The following is a 19,683-nucleotide window of genomic DNA, read 5'->3' as shown; positions in this document are numbered from 1 at the left end:
TGCCCCCGCCGCTGTCTGTAAAGTCTGGAAACACACGGACGATTTCATCACTCAAGGACAGACACCTCAAATGGACCCGACAACACACACTACAAACACTTTCACCAACTATAGAAAACTGATCTCGTTGGCGGACCACAGCTGGGACACTGCGGAAGCAGGGAAAGTCGCGGGATTGAACGTCGACATCAGAAGCAGCAACCGCATGGTTGACCAACATGGGCGCGCCTTTCATCACTTCTGCACCACCTCCTACCTGGGCCTGGATCACCATCCCGATTTGCTCGACGGTGCCATGACCACCTTGTGGGAAACCGGTACCTTGCGCGTCGCCAACTCGAAAAACCGCTGCAAACTGGCGATCCTGGAGCTGTACGAAACCGAGCTCTCGGCACTGTTCGGCGCCACGTGCCTAAGCACCTTATCGTGCAGCGCGGCGAGTGCCGGCATCCTGCCGCTGCTGGCCAGTGGCGTATTTACCGAGAACCAGCCACCGGTGATGGTATTTGACCGGTTGGCACACTACTCGATGAATCACCTCAAAGCCGCCTGCGCCGACGAAACCAAGGTCGTGACCAGTCCGCACAACGACATGGACTTCCTCGAAACGCAGTGCCAGCACCACAACAGGGTCGCGTATGTTGCCGACGGCGCGTACAGCATGGGCGGAGTCGCCGACATGGACGGTCTGTTGTACTTGAGGGATCGCTATGGCCTTTTTCTCTATCTCGACGATTCCCACGCACTGTCCGCCGTTGGCACTTGCGGGGCCGGTCTGGTACGCCCAAGGTTGCAGGCTCTGGACGATGACGCCTTGATCGTCGCCTCATTGGCCAAGTCATTTGGCGCCAGCGGCGGGCTGGTGATGCTGGGCAATGAACGGCAGAAAAAACTGATTCAACGTTATGGCGGCCCCAGCAATTGGTCGCAAAGTCTGAACAGCGCGGCCATCGGTGCGGGAAGGGCCTCCATCCAGTTGCATCGCACGCCGGCATTCGTCGCGCTACAGGAAAAACTTCAGGCTAATATCCGGCTCTTTGACAGCCTGATACGAACCGCACAACAGGGCAGTAACATGGCCATCCGCTTGATCCACTGCGGTGAAGCGACGCTGGCCAACCGTATTGCCATCGAATTGGCCAATCTCGGTTTCTTTACCTCGACAGTCTTTTTCCCCGTGGTCGAACAAGGCAAGGCTGCGATCAGAATCACCTTGCGCGCCGACATGGAGCCGATGCTGATACGCCATTTCTGTGAACTCGTCACCGAGCTTTTACCCGCACACACCCGGGACCTCAGCTAGAAACCCAAGGAAGACCCCATGAAGAGCAGCACCACCCTCCTCGTCACCTGCAGCACGGTGTTTCTCGCCCAACTGGGCATGAGCATTTACCTGCCGGCGTTGCCGGACATTGCCCGGGGTCTGTCAGCCGACGCCTCGCAGGTGTCCTGGGGGTTGGCCGTGTACCTGATCGGCATGGCGCTGCCGATGTTGTTCTGGGGCAGCCTGGGGCAGCGCATTGGCCGAAAGCCGGTGTTGCTCGCCGCACTCGGTATCTACGGGCTGGGTAACCTTGCCCTGCCCTTGAGCCAGTCGCTTGAAACGTTCCTGTTCTGGCGTCTGGTCCAGGGGATGGGTGCCAGCGGGATTTCGGTCATGGCGCGGGTATTGATCCGCGACAGTTTCCGCGGTGACCTGCTGGCCAAGGCGCTGTCCTGGATCTCGATTTCGTTTGTAGTGGCGCTGGGGATCGGCCAGTACCTGGGGTCGATCATTCAGGTGGCGCTGGGCTGGCCGGCGATTTTCTATCTGTTGGGTGGCGCGAGTCTGTTGATGGCGATGGCGGTGGTGCGGGTCACGTTCCCGTTGCTGAACGAGGAGCCTGTTCAGTCATCCGCCTGGCCGAGTTACTGGCGCATTTTGCGTGATCGCGCCTTCCTGCTGCCGGCACTCGCCGGCGGCCTCGGTTATGGGGTGATCATTGCGTTCAACACCGCAGCGCCGCTGATTCTGCAAGGCCCCTTCAACTGGTCGGCCGTGGAATACGGGCTGTTGGGCTGGCCGATCAGCGCGGCGTATTTCCTGGGGGCGTTGGGGGTCAATGCCTTCGTGCTTCGCACCGGTCAACGCTGGCTGATGACGGCGGGCGTGGGCCTGGTATTGGGCGGTAGCGCGGTGATGTTGCTGGGGAGCATCGCGGGCACTTCCATTGCGCTGCTGCTCTGGTTGCCATACTGCTTTGCCGTGTTCGGGCAGTCTTTGAACTACCCGATCAGCCTGTCCCTGGCCAACGACGGCTCGCCGGTCGGCGGGGCTTATGCGATGGCGTTGAGTGGTTTCATCCACCAGCTGATGGCCGCCATCATCGGCGCGATTGCCAGTCTGATCGCAAGCCAGCAAGCATGGCCACTGTCCCTGTTTTGCACCTTGCTGGCCTTGGGCGCGATGGTGTGCGTGAGGCTCGCGCCCGGCCGGCAAACCGACTAGAACGCGCTGCGGAAAATCTCCTCGATCTGGCGCTGATCCGCCGCCCGTGGATTAGTCAGGCCGCACGCGTCTTTCAGCGCGTTGGTCGCGAGCGTCGGGATGTCGTTGAGCTTGGCGCCGAGTTCACGCAAACCGGCGGGAATCTCGATGTCGCTGGACAGGCTGCGGATCGCCGTGATGGCCGCTTGAGCGCCCTCTTCCGGGCTTAAGCCACGGATATCGGCGCCCATCGCGTGGGCCACATCGGTCAGGCGCGGGGCGCAGACCTGCGCATTGAAACTCTGCACGTGGGGCAGCAGCACCGCGTTGCATACGCCATGCGGCAAGTCATAGAACCCGCCCAACTGGTGAGCCATGGCGTGGACAAATCCCAGGGAGGCGTTGTTGAACGCCATGCCGGCGAGAAACTGTGCGTAAGCCATGTTTTCCCGTGCCGCCATGTCGCTGCCATTGCGCACGGCCAGACGCAGGTTGCTGCTGATCAAGGTGATGGCTTTCAGTGCGCAGGCATCGGTAATCGGATTGGCGGCGGTGGACACGTAGGCTTCGATGGCATGAGTCAGCGCGTCCATGCCGGTGGCGGCGGTCAATCCCTTGGGCATGGCGACCATCAGCGCCGGGTCGTTGACCGACAGCAACGGCGTGACGTTGCGGTCGACGATGGCCATTTTCACGTGGCGCGATTCGTCGGTGATGATACAAAAACGGGTCATTTCGCTGGCCGTGCCGGCGGTGGTATTGATCGCGATCAGCGGCAATTGCGGTTGGGTCGATCGGTCGACGCCTTCGTAGTCGCGGATCTCCCCGCCGTTGGTCGCACACAACGCGATGCCCTTGGCGCAGTCATGGGGCGAACCGCCGCCGAGCGACACCACAAAATCACAGCGACTTTCCTTGAGCAGGCCCAGGCCGCGCTCGACGTTGGCCATGCTCGGATTCGGTTTGGCGCCGTCGAAGATCACCGAGTCGATGTCCTGCATTGCCAGTTTTTCAGCAATCATCTTCGCCACACCGGCCTTGGCCAGCCCGGTGTCGGTGACGATCAGCGCCTTGCGAAAGCCGTATTTGCCAATGGCAACCATGGCTTCGTCCAGGCAGTCATTGCCCATGATGTTAACGGCGGGAATGAAAAACGTGCTGCTCATGAGCGATTCTCCTGGCTAGGCCGAATCGGTGGTGCCGATCCGGCGGGTGCGCACAGGATCGACGCTTCGGGCAGGCAGTAACTTGATCTGGCTCAAGTCCCGGTCGTGATAAAGTCGCCGCCCATCAGACCTTTTGCTTTGAGACTTTGACCGCAATGACCGATTTCCAGGATGTTGATGCCCAACTTGAAGACTGGAACGCCTTGCGCGCCACCGCCTCGTTCAGCGGTTTGCTGGTCGGCAACGGCGCCAGCCGTGCGGTGTGGGACGACTTCGGCTACGACTCGCTGTTCGAAAATGCCCGCACCGTCGAAGAAAAACCCCTGAGCCAGTCCGAGCTGAGCGTGTTCGACGCCATGCAGACCCGCAGTTTCGAACAGGTGCTGAGCGCGCTGAAAATCACCAGCCGGGTCAACAAGGCCCTGGCCGTCAGCTCCGCTGCGCCGCGTAATCGTTACTACGCGATCAAGGAAGCGCTGATCAACACAGTCCACGCGGTGCACATCCCGTGGCGGCTTGTGGTGCCCTCGACCCTGGCGACGATCAGTCAGGAACTGGGACGCTATCGAACGGTGTTCACCACCAATTACGACTTGCTCAACTATTGGGCGATCCAGCATCAGCCGGATGCCATCACCGATCTGTTCCAGGGCGCCGAACCGGGTTTTGATTTGAGCGCCACGGCGACCGATAAAACCCGTTTGTTGTACCTGCACGGTGGCTTGCACCTGGTGCGCAATCAGGACGGCACGGCGCGCAAGCTGATGTCGACGGAGGGCACATTGCTGGGCAGTTTCGCCATCAACAACACCATCAAGACGCTGGACGATGTGCCGCTGTTCGTCAACGAAGGGCCGGCGCAGGACAAGCTCAAGACCATTCGCAGCTCGGATTATCTGTCGTTTTGCTATGACCAGTTGCTGAGCCATGGTGAGGGGTTATGCCTGTTCGGGCATGCCTTGGGCGAGCAGGACAGCCACATCATCCATGCGTTGCGCCAGGCGAAACCCAAGGTAGTGGCAATCTCGATTTACCCGCGCAGCAAGGCGTTTATCCAGCATCAGAAGCGGCATTACACGAAGGTGTTTGAGGGAACGGGGTCAGAACTGCGGTTTTTTGATTCGAAGACCCATGCGCTCGGCAGCCCGAAGCTCACAGTTCCCGTCGAGGTCTGAAGCGAACACCGAACCTGTGGCAAGGGAGCTTGCTCCCGCTGGGCTGCGAAGCGGCCCCTGCATTCTTTCAGAGAAAACGCATTGTCAGGTTTTACGACTGCTTCGCAGCCGAGCGGGAGCAAGCTCCCTCGCCACAACAGCACCGCAACTTCATTCCTCAGCGCTATGCACCACCACCAGCAACTGCGCCTGAGCCTCCCCCACTGAGCGAATCCGGTGCGGTTTCTGCGCATTGAAGTGCAGCGCATCCCCGCGATTGAGCAGCACGCGCTCGTTCATGAAGTCCACTTCCACCTGCCCTTCGTGGACGAACAGAAACTCTTCCCCCACGTGTTCCTTGAAGGTTTTGTCCGCGAATTCTGTCGGCGGATAAATCATGAACGGCAGCAGGCTGCGCTCGCTGACCTGGTGGGCCAGCACCGCGTAGCCGGGGCTTTCATCGTTGGCCGCCAGGGACTGGCGCTCGTCGCTGCGCACCAGGCTGTAGCTGTCGAGGCTGATGTTGTCTTCGGAGAACAACTCCTCGACCTTCACGTTCAGCGCCTTGGCCAGTTTCAGGGCAGCCGCGATCGACGGCGTATTCAGCCCGCGCTCGACTTTCGACAGATAGCTCTTGGTCATGCCGGATTTTTCGGCCAGGGCCTCCAGCGTCACGCCAAGTTTTTTTCTAAGTAATTTCAAACGGATAGACATGAAGAACGATTAATCCATCAAGGAGGCGACGATTTGCCCTTGTCTATGACACAAAGTGTCATATAGCCTCTGCTGTGTCATTTGCATGAACCACCCCAAGGACACCGAGATGGCCAAGACCTTAGCATTACCCAAAGAGCAATTGGTCAAGCAAGCGTTGACCCAGATGCAAAACACCCTGGCGGATAATACGTGGACCGACCGGCAAAAGCTGGCCCTGACCTGCCGGATTCTATTTGAAAATGGTCACGACTCCGGCCTGGCCGGGCAAATCACCGCCCGTGGCCCTCAGCCTGGCACCTATTACACTCAACAACTGGGCCTGGGTTTCGACGAGATCACAGCGAGCAATCTGCTGCTGGTCAACGAAGACCTGGAAGTGCTCGAAGGCCACGGCATGCCCAACCCGGCCAACCGTTTCCACAGTTGGGTGTACCGCGCCCGGCCCGACGTGAACTGCATCATTCACACGCACCCGACCCACGTCGCGGCGCTGTCGATGCTCGAAGTGCCGCTGCAGATTTCCCACATGGACCTCTGCCCGCTCTACGACGATTGCGCGTTTCTCGAAGGCTGGCCGGGTGTACCGGTGGGCAACGAAGAAGGTGATTTGATCGCCGGCGCACTGGGCGACAAACGGGCCATCCTGCTGTCGCACCACGGCCAGTTGTCCACCGGCACGACCATCGAAGAAGCCTGTGTCATTGCTCAGCTGATCGAGCGTGCCGCAAAGCTGCAACTGCTGGCGATGAGTGCCGGGACCATCAAACCGATCCTGCCGGACCTGGGCCGCGAAGCCCATGACTGGATCTCGAAACCCAAGCGCCACGGCGCCGCGTTCAACTACTACGCCCGGCAGCACCTGCGTCAACACGCCGATTGCCTGAACTGAACCCACCCATTTCCTGAAGGAGACACAACATGTCGACCCCCACCATTCACGGCATCATCGGCTACACCATCACCCCGTTCACCGCCAATGGCGAAGGCGTCGATCTCGACGCACTCGGGCGTTCCATTGACCGCTTGATCGACGGCGGCGTCCACGCCATCGCGCCACTGGGCAGCACCGGCGAAGGCGCTTACCTGAGCGATGCGGAGTGGGATCAGGTCAGCGAATTCAGCATCAAGCATGTGGCCAAGCGCGTGCCGACCATCGTCAGTGTGTCCGACCTGACCACCGCCAAAGCCGTGCGCCGCGCCCGTTTCGCCGAAGCCCATGGCGCCGATGTGGTGATGGTGCTGCCGACGTCCTACTGGAAACTCAGCGAAGCGGAAATCCTCGCCCACTACCGCGCCATCGGCGACAGCATCGGCGTCCCGATCATGCTCTATAACAACCCGGCCACCAGCGGCACCGACATGTCGGTGGAGCTGATCCTGCGGATCGTCAACGCCGTGGAGAACGTGACCATGGTCAAGGAGAGCACCGGCGACATCCAGCGCATGCACAAGCTGCAACTGCTTGGCGAAGGCCGGGTGCCGTTCTACAACGGCTGCAACCCGCTGGCGCTGGAAGCGTTCGCGGCGGGTGCGAAAGGTTGGTGCACAGCGGCGCCGAACCTGATTCCGCAGCTCAATCTGGATCTGTATGACGCGGTGCTGGCGAACGACCTGGGCAAGGCGCGTGAACTGTTCTATCGCCAGTTGCCGCTGCTGGACTTCATCCTCAAGGGTGGCTTGCCGGCGACGATCAAGGCGGGGCTGCGTGCGACCGGGCTGGAAGTGGGCGATCCGCGGTTGCCGGTGTTTCCACTCGGCGAGGCCGGGATCAGCCAGTTGCAAGACTTGCTGAAAGCCTTGCGTTGATCTCAAGCCGCACACAAAACCCATGTGGGAGTGAGCCTGCTCGCGATGGCGGACTGACATTCAACATCTTCGTCGAATGTTAAGCCGCTATCGCGAGCAGGTTCGCTCCTACGGGGGGAATTGTGTTGGTCCTGAAGGGAGCGATCAAAGCACCGGCAAGGTCTTGTCCTTGATCACGGTGGTCGGCCCGTTGGCCTTGACGCTGGCGATGCCTTTATCCATCGCACCAGCGGAAGAGTAGGTCTCGCTGCTGCCGATGATCTCGTGGTTACCGGCCTTGAGATTGAAGTAAGGATGGCCATCCTTGGTGGTTTTCTTTTCGTAGCGCTCATCCAGCGGGCTGTTCTTCTGCACCGAAGCAATGCCGTTGTCGGCAGCACCGCGAGTGGTGTACAGCTCGCTGGTCAGAATGGTTTCGGCGTTGGCGGCTTTCAGTACAAACTTGAACTGACCGTTGCTGCTTTTGCTCACTTCGTACCATCCGGACATGCTCTTTCTCCTTGGCGATTGAGTGGTCTCGCGCTTCAGAGTAAAGACCAGCCCGGGACATCTGTCGCCTGTAACACCGCCATCGCGAGCAGGCTCGCTTCCACATTGGAATGCGTTCCCCCGTGGGAGCGAGCCTGCTCGCGATGGGGCCGGTAAGGCCAGCGCAAAACCAACCCTATTTCACCACCGCCCGCACCACCGACAACTCCGGCGCCTGTACCCGTCGCTGACTCAGATACCGCGTACAACTCACCCGCAAGAACGAGGCGAAATTCACCACTTCGCCGCGGTAGTCCATCACCTCTTCATACAGCTTGGCGATCAACTGGTTGGTGGTCATGCCGTCGACCTCGGCGATTTCGCTGAGGATGTCCCAGAACTGATTCTCCAGGCGCAGGGTGGTGACCACCCCGCAGATGCGCAGCGAGCGGGAGCGCGATTCATAGAGAATCGGATCAGCTTTGACGTACAGCTCGCACATGGAAAAGCCCCTCGTTACAGCGTGATTTTGGTGCCCAGCAACCCAAGGAAACCGGCGAGCCAGCTCGGGTGCGCCGGCCAGGCGGGCGCAGTGGCCAGATTGCCTTGTACGTGGCCTTCCGTCACCGGAATATCGATGAACGTACCGCCGGCCAGACGCACTTCCGGCGCGCAGGCCGGGTAAGCGCTGCACTCGCGACCTTCGAGAACTCCAGCTGCCGCGAGCAGTTGCGCACCGTGACACACGGCAGCGATCGGTTTGCCGGCCTTGTCGAATGCGCGCACCAGCTCCAGGACTTTTTCGTTCAGGCGCAGGTATTCCGGCGCACGACCGCCGGGGATCAGCAGCGCGTCGTAGTCGGATTCAGCGACTTTGGCGAAATCGAAGTTCAGGGCAAACAAGTGACCGGGTTTTTCGCTGTAGGTCTGGTCGCCTTCGAAGTCGTGAATCGCCGTGCGCACAGTCTGGCCGTCGGATTTGTCCGGGCAAACGGCGTGCACCGTGTGGCCGACCATCAGCAGCGCCTGGAAAGGCACCATCACTTCGTAGTCTTCGACGTAATCGCCGACCAGCATCAGAATTTTCTTGGCAGCCATGGGGAGGACTCCTCTGGGAAATGCATAGGAGTATTCAAGGTAGTCCTTATCCAGCGGGTCGGGTAATAACCAGCTACTACCTGAAAACCGCGTTATCGTTCTTCGCGGGCAAGCCTCGCTCCTACAAAGGCACCACCATACCTGTAGGAGCGAGGCTTGCCCGCGAAGGCGCCCTTCAACTGTACGGATAACTCTGCGCCTATCTGTAACAGCGCGATCCCCGTGGTTTATGGCTAGATGAAGTCTCTTCCCGCCACCTAACATTCTGGTCCCCCATCATGTCCTCGCGCGAAAACACCGGCATGGCCCTCGGCCTGCTCGGCGTTGTGATCTTCAGCCTCACCTTGCCCTTCACGCGGATCGTCGTGCAGGAACTTCATCCGCTGCTCAACGGCCTGGGCCGGGCGTTGTTTGCGGCGGTGCCGGCGGCGATGTTGTTGCTGTGGCGCCGGGAAAAATGGCCAACCTGGAAACAGGTCAAAGGCCTGACACTGGTGATCGCAGGCGTGATCCTCGGTTTTCCGGTGTTGTCGGCCTGGGCCATGCAAACCTTGCCGGCCTCCCACGGCGCACTGGTCAACGGTTTGCAGCCGCTGTGCGTCGCGCTTTACGCCGCGTGGTTGTCCCACGAACGACCGTCGAAAGCCTTCTGGGCCTGCGCGGCGTTGGGCAGTGCGCTGGTGTTGGGTTATGCGCTGATCAGCGGGGCCGGCAGTATTCAGGCCGGTGATTTGCTGATGCTCGGGGCGATTGCCGTGGGCGGCCTGGGTTATGCCGAGGGCGGCCGGTTGGCCAAGGAGATGGGCGGCTGGCAGGTGATCTGCTGGGCGCTGGTGTTATCGACGCCGCTGCTGATCGGACCGGTGGTCTATTTGGCGCTGCAACACCAGGGCGAAATATCCGCCAAGACTTGGTGGGCGTTTGGTTATGTTTCGCTGTTCTCGCAGTTCATCGGGTTCTTTGCCTGGTACGCCGGGTTGGCGATGGGCGGCATTGCCCGAGTCAGTCAGATCCAGCTGTTGCAGATCTTCTTCACCATCGCGTTTTCGGCGCTGTTCTTTGGTGAACATATCGAGCCGATCACCTGGCTGTTTGCCGCCGGGGTGATCGTGACGGTGATGCTCGGACGCAAGACCGCCATCAAACCCGCCCGCATTGCCACTACGTGACCTGTAGGAGCCAGGCTTGCCGGCGAAGGCGTCGGCACTATCGCCTTCGCCGGCAAGCCTGGCTCCTACAGGGTCATGCGGTGTTTTAGAGGTAGCCGTCGGCGCGCAGCAGGGTTTCCAGGCAATGTTCGCTGATGTGGTAGAAATCCTTCAGCTCCTGGATCTTCACCAACAGCTGGGCCGGGTCGACCGGCTCGGCGCGTTTGACCGCCAAAATCATCTTGTTCTTGTTGGTGTGGTCCAGTGAGATGAACTCGAACACCTTGGTTTCATAACCACAGGCTTCCAGGAACAGCGCTCGCAGGCTGTCGGTGACCATTTCCGCTTGCTGGCCCAGGTGCAGACCGTATTGCAGCATCGGCTTGAGCAGCGCCGGGCTCTGGATTTGCAGGCGGATCTGTTTGTGGCAGCACGGCGAGCACATGATGATCGAGGCGCCGGAGCGGATGCCGGTGTGAATCGCGTAGTCGGTGGCGATGTCACAGGCGTGCAGCGCGATCATCACGTCCAGCTCGCTCGGCGCGACGCTTCGCACGTCACCGCACTTGAACACCAGCCCCGGATGCTCAAGCTTGGCGGCAGCGGCATTGCACAGGTTGACCATTTCTTCGCGCAACTCGACGCCGGTCACCACGGCTTCGGCCTTCAAGGTGTTGCGCAGATAGTCGTGGATCGCAAAGGTCAGGTATCCCTTGCCCGAACCGAAATCCGCCACCTGTACCGGCTTATCCAGGGCCAAGGGCGAGGTGGTCAGCGCATGGCTGAAGACTTCGATGAACTTGTTGATCTGCTTCCACTTGCGCGACATCGCCGGGATCAGCTCGTGCTTGCTGTTTGTCACGCCGAGGTCAGCGAGGAACGGCCGGTTCAGGTCGAGGAAACGGTTCTTCTCGCGGTTATGCTCGGCGGACGGCACTTCACGCAATTGCTGAGGTTTGCTCTTGAACAGCGAAGACTTGCCCTTTTTGCTGTATTCGAGCTGGGCTTCGTCAGTCAGCGACAGTAAATGCGCATTTTTGAACGAGGCCGGCAACAGCGCGCCGATGGTCGCGACGCCCTCGGCAAGCGGCAGGTTCTTGGTGATGTCGCGGGTCTTGTAGCGGTAGACGAAGGACAGGCAGGCCTGATCCTTGACCGTCAGTTGCTTGATGATCAACCGCTGCAAATCGGCTTCGGTGCCGACGTACTTGGCCAGGACCAGTTTGATGAAGGCATTCTGGTCGAGGCTGGTTTGCAGCAGGTCGATGAACTGGGCGTGGTGATCCGGCGCGAGGCTGGCGGGAGTGGCGGTGACAGACATGGAAAAAACGGCCTCGGGCGGAGCGGATCGGGAATGGCGGGTATTTTAGGGGGGATGGCATACGAGGGCACGGGTAATTTCCCGAACGGTGCGAAACCCGAAGCAAAAACGCTACTGGGTTGAGTGGGATTGTGTGGGATTGTGTGGCGAGGGAGCTTGCTCCCGCTGGGCTGCGAAGCAGCCCTACCCCCTGCAACCGTGTTTATCTGAATGACCGCATTGGCTGGTTTGGGGGGCCGCTTCGCGCCCCAGCGGGAGCAAGCTCCCTCACCACAAAAGCCCTCTCCCCACAGAAGGTGTATCAATTCCAGAAGTGAAATCAGCCCAACACCACTAACCGATTCGGCAACTCATTGCGCACGTGCGTCACCGGCACATGCACCTTGAGCAGCTCGCCGCACGCCTCGACGCACGTCACAAACCCCTGCAACGTCTGGCCCTGCTTCACCTGTTGAGTAAACGCCGCAACGATCGCGTCCCAGTTCTTGTTGTCCAGCCGCTTGGAAATCCCTTCATCCACCAGAATTTCCACGTACCGCTCAGCTTCGCAGACAAAAATCAGCATCCCGGTGCTGCCCACCGTGTGGTGCAGGTTCTGCTCCAGAAACTGCCGGCGCGCCAGATTTGACGCTCGCCAATGCCGCACCGAGCGCGGGATCAGGTGGGTGGTGACTTTCGGAATCCGGAACACCAGGCACAGCACGATGAACGTGATCCATTGCACCAGCAGCAAACTGTGCAGGGTCAGCCAGCCTGTCAGGTAATGCACGATACCCGGCACCACCAGCGCCAGCAGGCTGGCCCAGAGCAGCGGGATGTACGCGTAGTCGTCGGCGCGGGCCGCGAGCACCGTCACCAGTTCGGCGTCGGTGTCGCGCTCGACCCGGGCAATCGCCTCGGCGACTTTGCGTTGTTCGTGTTCAGTCAGTAATGCCATGTCTAAAAGTGCCCATTCATTATTATGCTCACCAGCCGCCCGACGAACCGCCGCCCCCGAAACTGCCGCCACCCCCGCTGAAGCCCCCGCCACCGCCGCCGAAACCTCCACCGCCGAAACCGCCCCCTGAACTGCCTCGACCACCGCCACCGCTGGGCAGGATACCGAGCATCTGGCAGACGAAAATCGTCAGGATGAACAGCAACACCAGGAACACGAACACGCCCGGATGGCGGGATACGAAATCGTCGCCCTCATCCCCTCTCGGCTCATAGACCGTCGACGGTTCATCCAGCGGATTGCCGCCCAGCACCACCAGCATCGCGGCGACCCCGTCGCTGATGCCCTTGCTGAAGTTGCCGGTCTTGAACGCTGGCGTGATCACCTGGTTGATGATCACCGAGCTCTGCGCATCGGTCAGGCGATCTTCCAGGCCGTAACCGACTTCGATGCGCAATTTACGATCATCGCGCGCAACGATCAGCAACGCGCCGGTGTTTTTATCCTTCTGGCCGATGCCCCAGTAGCGCCCCAGCTGATAGCCGAAATCGGCAATGTCGGTGCCCTGCAAGTTCGGCAACGTCACCACGACCAACTGCTCGCCCGTGGCTTTTTCATGGGCCTGGAGCTGCTGCGTCAGTTGCTCACGAACCGACGGCTCGATCATCTGGGCGTTATCCACCACCCGTCCGGTCAGCTGCGGAAACTTCAACTCGGCCTGGGCTGTCAGGGCAAACACCCACAGCACCAGCACCAGGCCCACTTTCAACACGCGCATTGGCAACCTCATCCGTGGTGACGCGTCAAGCCGATCAGAACTTCACTTCTGGCGCTTTTTCGGCATCGGGGCTGGTGGCCTCGAAGGTTTCGCGGATCGGCAAATCGCTGTACATCACCGTGTGCCACAGGCGACCCGGGAAGGTGCGGATTTCGGTGTTGTACTTCTGCACCGCGAGGATAAAGTCGCGACGCGCCACGGCGATGCGATTCTCGGTGCCCTCGAGCTGCGATTGCAACGCAAGGAAATTCTGGTTGGCCTTGAGGTCCGGGTAACGTTCGGACACCACCATCAAACGGCTCAAGGCGCCGGTCAGCTGATCCTGCGCCTGCTGGAACTGCTTGAGTTTTTCCGGGTTGTCCAGGGTGCTGGCATCCACCTGGATCGAGGTCGCCTTGGCTCGGGCTTCGATCACCGCGGTCAGGGTTTCTTCCTCATGTTTGGCGTAGCCCTTGACGGTTTCCACCAGGTTGGGGATCAGGTCGGCGCGGCGCTGGTACTGGTTCTGCACCTGGCCCCAGGCAGCCTTGGCCTGTTCGTCGAGGGTAGGAATGTTGTTGATGCCGCAGCCCGCCAGCAGCGTGGTGAGCAACATCAAGGCTGCAACCTGCAGGCTCGACCGAGTGTGGTGTCGTACATTCATCTGGTTGACGCTCCCTTGCACCTTCCGTTGAAAAACAACCAGCGACCTTCTGAGCGGTCTCTTGGGGCATAATCTGCCCCCGCCACTGGATTGCATCGAGCCAATGGGCTAAAAGATGCCCCAGCGCCAAACGCTGCAGAAGTGTGCTGCATTTACCTGAACAACAATAGTCGCTCCCTAAATTTTGGCTGATCGGCGCGTATTCACTGCCGTTTAGGCCTTTGAGAAAACTATTCATGAAGAAGCTGTGTTTGCTGGGCCTGTTCGTCAGCCTGGCCAGTCATACCGTATTGGCCGCCACGACGCCCGCACCTTTGGAGAACAAGGACGCTTTCATCACTGACCTGATGAAACAAATGACCCTCGATGAAAAGATCGGCCAGTTGCGCCTGATCAGCATCGGCCCTGAGATGCCTCGGGAGATGATCCGCAAGGAAATCGCCGCCGGCAACATCGGCGGTACCTTCAATTCGATCACGCGCGCGGAAAACCGTCCGATGCAGGACGCGGCCATGCGCAGCCGGTTGAAGATCCCGATGTTCTTCGCCTATGACGTGATCCACGGTCACCGCACGATTTTCCCAATCCCGATTGCCCTGGCCTCGAGCTGGGACATGGACGCCATCGGTCTGTCCGGGCGCATCGCCGCCAAGGAAGCCGCGGCAGACAGCCTCGACATCACGTTCGCGCCGATGGTCGACATTTCCCGTGACCCACGTTGGGGCCGCACCTCCGAAGGCTTCGGCGAAGACACGTACCTGGTGTCGCGCATTGCCGGCGTCATGGTCCGGGCCTTCCAGGGCACCGGCGCGAACGCGGCCGATAGCATCATGGCCAGCGTCAAGCACTTTGCCCTGTACGGTGCGGTCGAGGGCGGTCGCGACTACAACGTCGTCGACATGAGCCCGGTCAAAATGTACCAGGACTACCTGCCACCGTACCGCGCCGCCATCGATGCGGGCGCGGGTGGCGTAATGGTTGCGCTGAACTCGATCAACGGCGTGCCAGCCACCGCCAACACCTGGCTGATGAACGACCTGCTGCGCAAGGATTGGGGCTTCAAGGGCCTGGCGGTCAGTGACCACGGGGCGATTTTCGAGCTGATCAAGCATGGCGTCGCTCGTGACGGTCGCGAAGCCGCGAAGCTGGCGATCAAGGCCGGCATCGACATGAGCATGAACGACACCCTGTACGGCAAAGAGCTGCCGGGACTGTTGAAGGCCGGCGAGATCGAACAGAAAGACATCGATAACGCCGTCCGCGAAGTGCTCGCCGCCAAGTACGACATGGGCCTGTTCAAGGACCCGTACCTGCGCATCGGCAAGGCTGAAGACGATCCGGCCGACACCTACGCCGAAAGCCGTCTGCACCGCGCTGAGGCCCGTGACGTCGCGCGCCGCAGCCTGGTGTTGCTGAAGAACCAGGGCGAGACCCTGCCGCTGAAGAAAACCGCGAAGATCGTGCTGGTCGGTCCGTTGGCCAAGGCGCCAATCGACATGATGGGCAGCTGGGCCGCCGCTGGCCGTCCGGCTCAATCGGTCACCTTGTTCGACGGCATGAACGCCGCTGTTTCAGACAAATCGAAGCTGATCTACGCCCGTGGCGCCAATATCACCAGCGACAAGAAAGTGCTGGATTACCTGAACTTCCTCAACTTCGATGCCCCGGAAGTGGTGGATGATCCGCGTTCCGCCCAAGTGCTGATCGACGAAGCGGTGAAGGCCGCCAAAGACGCTGATGTCGTGGTTGCCGCTGTCGGCGAGTCCCGTGGCATGTCCCACGAATCGTCGAGCCGCACCGACCTGAACATCCCGGCCAACCAGCGCGACCTGATCAAGGCGCTGAAAGCCACCGGCAAACCGCTGGTGCTGGTGTTGATGAACGGCCGCCCGCTGTCGATTCTCGAAGAGAAGGAACAGGCTGACGCGATTCTGGAAACCTGGTTCAGCGGCACCGAAGGCGGCAACGCCATCGCGGACGTGCTGTTCGGCGACTACAACCCATCGGGCAAACTGCCGATCACCTTCCCGCGTTCGGTGGGCCAGATTCCGACCTACTACAACCACCTGAGCATTGGCCGGCCGTTCACGCCGGGCAAACCGGGCAACTACACCTCGCAGTATTTCGATGACACCACCGGCCCGCTGTTTCCGTTCGGTTTCGGCCTGAGCTACACCGATTTCAGCCTGAGCGACATGGCCTTGTCGTCGACCACGCTGAACAAGACCGGCAAGCTCGACGCCAGCGTCATGGTGAAAAACACCGGCAAGCGCGACGGCGAAACCGTGGTGCAGCTGTACATCCAGGACGTGACCGGCTCGATGATCCGCCCCGTCAAGGAACTGAAGAACTTCCAGAAAATCACGCTGAAGGCCGGCGAACAGAAAGTCGTGCACTTCACCATCACCGAAGACGACCTGAAGTTCTTCAATGCCCAGCTCAAATACGCAGCGGAGCCAGGCAAGTTCAACGTGCAGATCGGCCTGGATTCCCAGGACGTGACGCAGCAGAGCTTTGAATTGCTGTAACCCCTGACACACCGCAATAATCCTGTGGGAGCGAGCCTGCTCGCGATGAGGGCATAACATTCAACATTTTTGTTGGCTGTTACACCGCCATCGCGAGCAGGCTCGCTCCCACAGTGATTTTGGGTGTGACGACTATCCGCGTCGATCCAGCAGATTCACCACCAGCCGATCCACCCATCCCCAAACCCTTTGCTTGACCCGCCGCCACAGTGGCCGGCGTTGCCATGCCTCCAGGCTCACTTCCTGGCTCTGCGCAAAGTCCTTCTCGAAACTCGCCACTACCGCACGCGTCAACCCTGGGTCCAGCGCTTCAAGGTTGGCTTCCAGATTGAAGCGCAGATTCCAGTGATCGAAATTGCATGAGCCGATGCTCACCCAGTCATCGATCAAGACCATTTTCAGGTGCAGGAAACACGGCTGGTATTCGAAGATCTTCACCCCGGACTTGAGCAATCGCGGGTAATAACGATGCCCGGCGTAGCGCACCGACGGGTGATCGGTGCGTGGCCCGGTCAGCAGCAGACGCACATCGACGCCTCGGCCGGCAGCCCTGCGCAATGAACGGCGGACTTTCCAGGTCGGCAGAAAGTACGGCGTGGCCAGCCAGACCCGCCGCTGACCGCTGTTCAGCGCTCGAATCAGCGATTGCAGGATGTCGCGGTGCTGGCGGGCGTCGGCATAGGCCACCCGCCCCATCCCTTCGCCCATGGACGGCACCCGTGGCAGACGCGGCAGGCCGAAGTGCGCCGCAGGTCTCCAGGCGCGGCGATGGCGGTTGGCGATCCATTGCCGGTCGAACAGCAGCTGCCAGTCGATGACCAAGGGGCCGGTGATTTCCACCATCACTTCATGCCATTCGCTGGTGTCTTCGCCCGGCGTCCAGAACTCGTCCGTGACGCCCGTGCCGCCGACCACCGCCAGAGTCTGATCGACCAGCAACAGCTTGCGGTGATCGCGATAAAAGTTACCGACCCAGCGTCGCCAGCTCAGGCGATTGTAGAAACGCAGTTCCACCCCCGCCGCCATCAGGCGCTGACGCAAGGTCAGGGTGAACGCGAGGCTGCCGTAGTCATCGAACAGACAGCGCACACGCACGCCGCGCTCGGCGGCCTGCACCAACGCCTGCACCATGGCCTCGGCACAGGCGCCCGCTTCCACCAGATACAACTCCAGCTCGACCTGTTCTTCGGCGCGGGCAATCGCGACCAACATGCGCGGGAAAAACTCCGGGCCGTCGATCAGCAGTTCAAAGTGGTTGCCTGCCCGCCAGGGAAAGATTGCACCGGCCATGTCAGCGCGCCGTGAAAATCAGTACCGCACCCACCGGCACCGACAGACTGATGGCCGACAATCCAGCGACCTTGCGCAAACTTTCCAGGCCCGGTGCCAGATCGAAGTCTTCGGCATTGATGATAATCGGCTCGAGGGTCACCACCTGGAAGCGCCGGTCATCAAGACGGGTCGCCAGCAGTTCGGCGTTGTATTCGTGGGTTTTACCGTGAAGGTTGACGGTCAGCGGCAAGCGCAGCTCCAGTTGGGCACCGGGCGCGAGATCGCTAATCGGGCGCAGATCGATCTGCGCGGTGATCAGCGCTTCAGGGAAGGTCTGGATCTCAAACAGTTCCTTGCGCATGCGTTCGTCGCGCAGCGGGATGCCGCTGTTCACCGACTCCATCTCGACTTCCACCTCGGCCAGGCCCTTGGGGCTGACTTTGCCGTGCAACACCAGGAAGCGCTGCACTTCGGAAATGTTGGCGTTTTTGGTGCTGATGAAGGACAGCCGAGAGGACTCGCCATCGAGATACCAATTGGCCTCGGCCGACAACGAAGCGCCGGCCAGAAGCAGGAAGGCGAGGGTTTTGGAAAGGGACCGCTTGAACATAGAGACTCATGGGGCAAATAAACCTGAGCGAACCTTAACCGCCCTGAGGCAGGTTGCAAACTCTAATGCCACAACAGCCCTGCACCACAAGTAATTCCAGCGTGTTCAGGGTTGCAGGCGGCAGCCTTGGTGTTCGCCGATCCATTGCGCGCTGTTGCTGCGGCCCATGCCGCTGACGGTCACGCGCTGGCTGGCGGGGTCTTCGGTGAAACCGCTGGTGGGCAACCACTGCTTCACGTAGCGGTGGCAATACTCGGCGTCGTTCTTCATCACGTACCGGCACGAGCAATATTCCTTGGCGGTGTAGCCGCTGATGATGTCGGGGAACGCCCGCAACGCCACTCGCTCCTGCCAGATCCAGCCGAGCAAAGCTATCAGCGCTACTAACATCAGCGCGCTAAACGGTCGGCGACGAACAAAACGGTGGCGGTTCATGGCTGCACCTTCCCGGCAAAGGCCTTGAGCGCGAGCTTGAGCAATTCGTTGTGCTGATAGATCTCGTCGCGGTCATCGCCGTAGCGCACGATCACCAGCTGTTCGCCGGGAATCACGTACATCGCCTGCCCCCAATGGCCCAAAGCGGCAAAGGTGTCGGCCGGAGCATCCGGCCAGGGTCGGGCAGCGCCCTCCACCGCGCGATTGAGCCACCAATGACCGCCGGGGACCGCATCATCCTGATTGGCTTGATAACGGGCGAAGGGTTCGCGGTTGAAGGCGACCCAGTCTTTGGGCAGCAGCTGTCGATCACCCCAACGACCGTCACGCGCCATCAGCAGGCCGACGCGCGCCAGGTCCCGGGCGGTGAGGTAGGCATAAGAGGACGCGACGAAAGTGCCCGTGGCATCGGTTTCCCAGACGGCATGGCGAATCCCTAGCGGCTCGAACAATGATGTCCATGGATAGTCCGGGTAACGGGCCGGACCGACGATGGTTTTCAGCGCGGCGGCCAGCAGATTGCTGTCGCCACTGGAGTACCGAAAGGCCTGGCCTGGTTTGGCGTACTCAGCGTGATCAGCGGTGAACGCCGCCATGTCGTGATGACCCAGGGTGTAGAGCATGGCGACCACCGAGGACTTCAACGGGGCGTATTCGTAGTCTTCCTGCCAGTCCAGGCCTGAAGCCCAGTGCAACAGGTCGGCCAGGGTCATTGCCGGGTGTTTCGCCAACGGCGGGTAAAACCGCACCGCTGGGTCCTCAAGTTTGAAAAGGCCCTCGCCATAGGCCACACCCAGGACCGTGGCCATCAGGCTTTTGCTGATGGACCAGGTCAGGTGCGCGGTGTCGGCCGTGGTCGGGCCGGCGTAGCGTTCGTAGATCAGTTGGCCGTCGCGGATTACCAGCAAGGCATCGGTGCGGATGCCTTTTCGAGTGGTGTCATCGCGAGGTGGAAAGGCGTAAGTCTCCAGGGCTTGAAGTGCGGGGCCGGAGACGTTCGGGCCGGTCGCCCATTGCTCGGCGGGCCAGGTTTCGGCGTGGGCCGTGAGGCAGAGCAGCAGCGTGAAAATCAGGGGCAAGCCTTTGAACATGGCGGGGGCTCGGCGGGGTGGGCTTGCTGAGCCTAGTCGAGGTT

At 60.6% G+C, this 19,683-nt stretch carries 20 protein-coding genes; 7 read left to right on the top strand and 13 right to left on the bottom strand.

Annotated features, from left to right (window positions below):
* Positions 1–70 precede the first annotated feature (70 nt).
* Positions 71–1,303, top strand: a complete 1,233-nt coding sequence (locus HP062_RS27950) for an aminotransferase class I/II-fold pyridoxal phosphate-dependent enzyme (RefSeq protein ID WP_083374850.1) — start codon at positions 71–73, stop codon at positions 1,301–1,303.
* Positions 1,304–1,321: 18 nt separating this feature from the next.
* A complete protein-coding gene (locus HP062_RS27945) occupies positions 1,322–2,488 on the top strand; it encodes a multidrug effflux MFS transporter (RefSeq protein ID WP_172792370.1) in 1,167 nt (388 codons plus the stop codon).
* Here the strand turns inward: HP062_RS27945 and yiaY are convergent.
* Positions 2,485–3,633 carry an L-threonine dehydrogenase gene (yiaY, locus tag HP062_RS27940; RefSeq protein ID WP_172792369.1) on the bottom strand — a complete coding sequence of 383 codons (1,149 nt, stop codon included), beginning with the start codon at positions 3,631–3,633 and terminating at the stop codon, positions 2,485–2,487. The genes HP062_RS27945 and yiaY overlap by 4 nt on opposite strands.
* Before the next feature lie 155 nt (positions 3,634–3,788).
* Here yiaY and HP062_RS27935 point away from each other — a divergent pair, with 155 nt between their 5' ends.
* Positions 3,789–4,808: a DUF4917 family protein gene (locus HP062_RS27935; RefSeq protein WP_077749588.1), complete on the top strand. Its 1,020-nt coding sequence runs from the start codon at positions 3,789–3,791 to the stop codon at positions 4,806–4,808.
* A 150-nt stretch (positions 4,809–4,958) separates the two neighbouring features.
* Here HP062_RS27935 and HP062_RS27930 read toward each other — a convergent pair whose 3' ends face one another.
* Positions 4,959–5,501 carry a helix-turn-helix domain-containing protein gene (locus HP062_RS27930; protein WP_077749587.1) on the bottom strand — a complete coding sequence of 181 codons (543 nt, stop codon included), beginning with the start codon at positions 5,499–5,501 and terminating at the stop codon, positions 4,959–4,961.
* A gap of 109 nt (positions 5,502–5,610) precedes the next feature.
* Here HP062_RS27930 and HP062_RS27925 point away from each other — a divergent pair, with 109 nt between their 5' ends.
* Entirely contained in the window at positions 5,611–6,393 is a 783-nt protein-coding gene (locus tag HP062_RS27925; protein ID WP_010462472.1) for an aldolase, read from the top strand.
* A gap of 29 nt (positions 6,394–6,422) precedes the next feature.
* Positions 6,423–7,310 (top strand): dihydrodipicolinate synthase family protein, encoded by an 888-nt coding sequence (locus HP062_RS27920; RefSeq protein WP_172792368.1) that lies wholly within the window; start codon positions 6,423–6,425, stop codon positions 7,308–7,310.
* A 144-nt stretch (positions 7,311–7,454) separates the two neighbouring features.
* On the opposite strand, the gene HP062_RS27915 is transcribed toward HP062_RS27920, so the two are convergent.
* The 3 genes from HP062_RS27915 to HP062_RS27905 all read right to left on the bottom strand — a co-directional run bounded on the left by HP062_RS27915 (position 7,455) and on the right by HP062_RS27905 (position 8,876).
* Positions 7,455–7,799, bottom strand: a complete 345-nt coding sequence (locus tag HP062_RS27915; RefSeq protein WP_010462476.1) for a YegP family protein — start codon at positions 7,797–7,799, stop codon at positions 7,455–7,457.
* 175 nt (positions 7,800–7,974) lie between these two features.
* Positions 7,975–8,280 carry a ribbon-helix-helix domain-containing protein gene (locus HP062_RS27910; protein WP_008025707.1) on the bottom strand — a complete coding sequence of 102 codons (306 nt, stop codon included), beginning with the start codon at positions 8,278–8,280 and terminating at the stop codon, positions 7,975–7,977.
* A 14-nt stretch (positions 8,281–8,294) separates the two neighbouring features.
* On the bottom strand, positions 8,295–8,876 hold the full coding sequence (locus HP062_RS27905) for a DJ-1/PfpI family protein (protein WP_102595575.1): 582 nt from the start codon (positions 8,874–8,876) through the stop codon (positions 8,295–8,297).
* A 278-nt stretch (positions 8,877–9,154) separates the two neighbouring features.
* Here HP062_RS27905 and HP062_RS27900 point away from each other — a divergent pair, with 278 nt between their 5' ends.
* The gene (locus tag HP062_RS27900; protein WP_077749584.1) at positions 9,155–10,045 is read left to right on the top strand and encodes a DMT family transporter; all 891 of its coding nucleotides are present in this window, start codon (positions 9,155–9,157) and stop codon (positions 10,043–10,045) included.
* Positions 10,046–10,130: 85 nt separating this feature from the next.
* Here HP062_RS27900 and HP062_RS27895 read toward each other — a convergent pair whose 3' ends face one another.
* The 4 genes from HP062_RS27895 to HP062_RS27880 all read right to left on the bottom strand — a co-directional run bounded on the left by HP062_RS27895 (position 10,131) and on the right by HP062_RS27880 (position 13,703).
* A complete protein-coding gene (locus HP062_RS27895) occupies positions 10,131–11,345 on the bottom strand; it encodes an SAM-dependent methyltransferase (protein WP_102595906.1) in 1,215 nt (404 codons plus the stop codon).
* Positions 11,346–11,664: 319 nt separating this feature from the next.
* The gene (locus HP062_RS27890) at positions 11,665–12,282 is read right to left on the bottom strand and encodes a TPM domain-containing protein (protein ID WP_010462489.1); all 618 of its coding nucleotides are present in this window, start codon (positions 12,280–12,282) and stop codon (positions 11,665–11,667) included.
* A gap of 28 nt (positions 12,283–12,310) precedes the next feature.
* On the bottom strand, positions 12,311–13,060 hold the full coding sequence (locus tag HP062_RS27885) for a YgcG family protein (protein WP_010462491.1): 750 nt from the start codon (positions 13,058–13,060) through the stop codon (positions 12,311–12,313).
* Between the two features lie 34 nt (positions 13,061–13,094).
* Positions 13,095–13,703 carry a LemA family protein gene (locus tag HP062_RS27880; RefSeq protein WP_010462493.1) on the bottom strand — a complete coding sequence of 203 codons (609 nt, stop codon included), beginning with the start codon at positions 13,701–13,703 and terminating at the stop codon, positions 13,095–13,097.
* Between the two features lie 236 nt (positions 13,704–13,939).
* Between HP062_RS27880 and bglX the strand changes: the two genes are divergently transcribed.
* Positions 13,940–16,231 (top strand): beta-glucosidase BglX, encoded by a 2,292-nt coding sequence (gene bglX, locus HP062_RS27875; protein ID WP_077749543.1) that lies wholly within the window; start codon positions 13,940–13,942, stop codon positions 16,229–16,231.
* A 132-nt stretch (positions 16,232–16,363) separates the two neighbouring features.
* Here bglX and HP062_RS27870 read toward each other — a convergent pair whose 3' ends face one another.
* From HP062_RS27870 to HP062_RS27855, 4 genes are all read right to left on the bottom strand, one after another.
* Positions 16,364–17,521 (bottom strand): phosphatidylserine/phosphatidylglycerophosphate/cardiolipin synthase family protein, encoded by a 1,158-nt coding sequence (locus HP062_RS27870; protein WP_172792367.1) that lies wholly within the window; start codon positions 17,519–17,521, stop codon positions 16,364–16,366.
* A 1-nt stretch (position 17,522) separates the two neighbouring features.
* A complete protein-coding gene (locus tag HP062_RS27865; protein WP_010462496.1) occupies positions 17,523–18,113 on the bottom strand; it encodes a YceI family protein in 591 nt (196 codons plus the stop codon).
* Positions 18,114–18,218: 105 nt separating this feature from the next.
* On the bottom strand, positions 18,219–18,548 hold the full coding sequence (locus HP062_RS27860; protein WP_077749545.1) for an amidase: 330 nt from the start codon (positions 18,546–18,548) through the stop codon (positions 18,219–18,221).
* Positions 18,545–19,639 carry a serine hydrolase gene (locus tag HP062_RS27855; protein WP_172792366.1) on the bottom strand — a complete coding sequence of 365 codons (1,095 nt, stop codon included), beginning with the start codon at positions 19,637–19,639 and terminating at the stop codon, positions 18,545–18,547. The genes HP062_RS27860 and HP062_RS27855 overlap by 4 nt, the downstream gene beginning before the upstream one ends.
* Positions 19,640–19,683 lie beyond the last annotated feature (44 nt).

Source organism: Pseudomonas sp. B14-6, from assembly GCF_013260315.1.
Classification (GTDB): Bacteria; Pseudomonadota; Gammaproteobacteria; order Pseudomonadales; family Pseudomonadaceae; genus Aquipseudomonas; species Aquipseudomonas mandelii.
Note: the sequence above shows the minus strand (reverse complement) of the source record. Positions and strands in the feature narration are given on the sequence as shown.